This window comes from Actinomyces polynesiensis (assembly GCF_000820725.1).
GTDB lineage: Bacteria > Actinomycetota > Actinomycetes > Actinomycetales > Actinomycetaceae > Pauljensenia > Pauljensenia polynesiensis.
On sequence record NZ_CCXH01000227.1, the window covers coordinates 1 to 3,735 of the forward strand.

A 3,735-nucleotide genomic window follows, 5' to 3' on the forward strand; every position below is an offset into this window, starting at 1 on the left:
TCGTGGGCGTCGCCATGTGGGCGATAATAGGTGCAGTTGATCCCGCGCCGTGCATGCTCCGACGCGGGATGCCACCGCCCGGCAGGGCGGACCGGCGCCAGCACCGGCAGCCACCGGTGCGCATGCACCGACTGACAGGAGGAGACCCATGACCTACGTCATCGCGCAGCCCTGCGTGGACGTCAAGGACCGCGCATGCGTCGACGAGTGCCCCGTGGACTGCATCTACGAGGGCAAGCGATCGCTGTACATCCACCCCGAGGAGTGCGTGGACTGCGGGGCGTGCGAGCCGGTGTGCCCCACCGAGGCCATCTTCTACGAGGACGACGTCCCCTCGGAGTGGTCCGACTACTACCGCGCCAATGTGGAGTTCTTCAAGGACCTGGGCTCTCCCGGTGGTGCCCAGCGCGCCGGCGTCCAGGACTTCGACGACCCGATGATCGCCGCGCTGCCGCCCCAGAACCAGGAGTACCTGGACTCCATCGGCGGCTGACACCACGGGCGGCGCGTGCTTGGCGCCCGGCCACCCGGGCACTCCCAGGGGCGGAGCCTCTCCGGTGCCGGGCCCAGCAGCGGGCCGATGGGTCAGTGCCGCAGGAGGCCGATGGTTGACATGTACTATCCTGACCCGACGTCACCCGGATCGCTGGAGTGAAGTCCTCGCGGTCGGCGGGGTGGATTGAACGGTCGAGGAGGTTCGTCGATGCCCAGATCGGGCTTCGCTGTGCTGGGTGCCACTGTCGCCGTGCTCGTTGCGTCCGTGGCGATCCCGCCGATGTCTGCTTCCGCCGCGCCGGAGCCGTCGCCCTACACGGAGGCGGAGCTGACCGAGGACCATCCCTCCGACGAGGACCCGGGTCTCCTGCCGATGCTCGAAGGCTTCTCCGCTCTAGAGACGGAGCATCCCGAGGCACTCACCGCCAACTCGGACATTGCCGTGAGGATCAACACCTCCGCCACACGCACGGAGCAACTACGTGCGATGGATGATGCCGTCAACGACATGTCGGTGACCATGGCAGATGGACTCGGCCAGCGCCTCGGTTCCCTGTACCTCGCAGCGCGCGACGACGGCGATCTACCCAGGACGACGGAACTGATCTCGCGTTCGACGGACCTGGTCGCGCCTCCCTGGACATCCATCGACAAGGCGAAAGTTCATTTCGGCTACATCAGGCCTTTCATCGCCATGCCCGACAGGATCGTCAAGCACCAGGACCTGACGGGGAAGATCTACGAGGTCGCGAAGTACTCCTTCCCCAGCGGGCACACGGAGGAGGCATTCGTCCAGGGCCTGGTGCTGGCCACCCTCCTGCCCGAGCTTGCCCCGCAGATCCTGGCTCGCGCGTCGGAGGCGGGCAACAACCGCATTGTCCTGGGCGTGCACTATCCGCTCGACGTCATCGGAGGGCGCATGGTCGGTACGAGGATGGTCGTCGCGCGCTGGCACGACTCGACGTTCCGTCCGCTCCTCGAGCAAGCGCGTACCGAATTGAGGGCTGTTCTCGAGGAGAGGTGCGGTGACGACCTGCCGTCCTGCATCTCGGACGACACCCCTTACCTGCCGACCGATGAGGCACTCAGGGTCTACACGGAGCGGCTCACCTACGGCCTCCCACGTGTGGGCACTGCGGGACTGGCGCCGGAGATCCCTCCCGGGGCCGAGGACCTCCTCCTCACGGCATTCCCGAACCTGAGCGCTGAACAGCGTCGCGAACTCCTCGAGCTGACCGCTCTCGACTCCGGGTACCCGCTCGACCTGTCGGGAAGTGGGGAGGACGCCGAGACTGCCGGGTGGCAACGACTGAATGTCGCCGCTGCACTGGCAGCGGAGCCTGTGGTCGCGGACGACGGGACTGTCACCCTTCCGCAGGAGGACACATCGTCACCCGCGGCCACGGCGGGGTCGGGAGACGGACCGCAGGCACACGCTGAGGCGTGGGCCGGTCGACATCTCCTGGTACTGGGTGGCTCGGTGCTGTTGCTGTTCCTGGTCGTCATCTCCGTCCTCGTCGTGAGGGCGCGCCGCCGCGGACGGGTCCCGGCATGATGTGATGGAGGTGGACGGGCCCATGGTCCCAGATTTGGCGACGTATCGGTGCAGGTCAGGTCAACTGGGTTGACGTCAGGTCGGCACTCGTCAAGACTGTGGGACAGTGCGTCACATGGGACCTCCGTTCCGTGGCTGGGGCGCGCGATCCCATCATCATCACGGACGGTGCCATTGTGAACACAGGACAATTGCGACTTGTGCCCGCGGTCAGGAACGACAACCGCTGGCGTGGAAGAAGACGCCGGACGATCTCCCTCGCCCTAGCGACTGCGCTCCTGACGAGCGGACTTGCCGTCGGCGGAGTCAGCCCAGCCTTGGCGGACGACACTGACGAGTCGGGGAACACGACGGTGGTGGACCCGGTGCCATCCGAGGACAGCGGGTCCGAGACGCAGACTGGGGAGGCCGAGTCCGGCTCGACGACGCAGTCGGGCGACCAGGATTCGGAGCAGTCAGGTACCGCCCCCGTCCAGACGCAGTCCGTGGCACCGCTGTCAGCGGCTGCGAGTGCAGAGTTGGTGGCGAAGAATGGCATCCCGGCCCTCAACGTCCAACTGGACGGCACGACGAAGCTCACAGACCTCGATGGTGGCTCGAAGGACAAGAAGTACGCGGCGAAGATCAGCCTGACGGACCCGACTGATCCGTCCCACAACTTTGTGGACTACGTCGGCGAGATCAAGGGACGCGGGAACTACACGTGGAAGCTGGCGAAGAAGCCGTACCAGATCAAGTTCGCGAAGAAGGATGCGGATGGGCCCGGGGATGTGCCCCTCGCAGGTATGACCAAGGAACGCACGTGGATCCTGCTGGCCAACCACGCCGACCCCTCGCTGCTCCGCAACAACACTGCCTTCGAGATCGCGAACAAGCTGGGACTCGCTGCAACGCCGCAGGAGTCGAGATTCGTCGACCTGAGCATCAACGGGACGTACGTCGGCACCTATCAGGTGACCGAGAAGATCGAGGTTAAGAAGAGTCGTCTCAATCTCAAGGACGATTCGGGCATCATGGTGGAGTTGGACAACAGCTACGGACGCGCAGAGACGCACCATTTTGCTTCCTCGCAGTCAGGAACGGTCTTCGCCTACAAGGAGAGCAAGACTGATCTCAACGGTGACGATTCGATGCCCGCTGCGGTGAAGGTGGGTTGGGACGACATCAGGTCGGACATCAACAAGCTGGATGGTTTGTTGTATGCGTCGAGTCCGAACTGGTCTGAGATCTCGAAGATCATTGATGTGGACTCGTTCGTCAGGTACTACTACCTGACAGAGCTCACCGCGAACCCTGAGATCGGGTCCTCGTCGGTGTACTTCTACAAGGATGGTGTCGGCGACAAGCTCCACATGGGTCCCGCATGGGACTTCGACTCAGCGTTGGGAGCCTTCAGTTCCAAGTCTCTCGGCGCGGATCCCTACGCCAACTACACGAACAACGTGAAGTGGCTGCGCGGGACCGGTACTGACTGGTACGCCCAGCTGTCGAGGAACCCCCAGTTCGTGCGAGCGCTCTATGCGACATACGACTCAGAGGCATCTCCGGCCTATGCCGCAGCCGAACAGAGCATCACGACCATGTCCGCCACGCTCAGCAAGTCGGCTGCGGCCAACTTCAAGCAGTGGAACATCCTGGGAAAGCCGTCCCTTCTCTTCAACCACGACCGCACGTGGAAGTCGACC

General features: G+C 64.3%; 3 protein-coding genes. All 3 read left to right on the forward strand.

What is annotated here, in order from left to right; translation table 11 throughout:
- Nucleotides 1–148 precede the first annotated feature (148 nt).
- Entirely contained in the window at nucleotides 149–493 is a 345-nt protein-coding gene (fdxA, locus tag TA90_RS09725; protein ID WP_043536021.1) for a ferredoxin, read from the forward strand.
- 210 nt (nucleotides 494–703) lie between these two features.
- Complete coding sequence (locus tag TA90_RS09730) at nucleotides 704–2,050, forward strand: acid phosphatase (RefSeq protein ID WP_082031616.1); 1,347 nt, start codon at nucleotides 704–706, stop codon at nucleotides 2,048–2,050.
- Nucleotides 2,051–2,181: 131 nt separating this feature from the next.
- On the forward strand, nucleotides 2,182–3,735 hold a 1,554-nt coding region (locus TA90_RS09735), incomplete at its 3' end, for a CotH kinase family protein (RefSeq protein WP_187120127.1).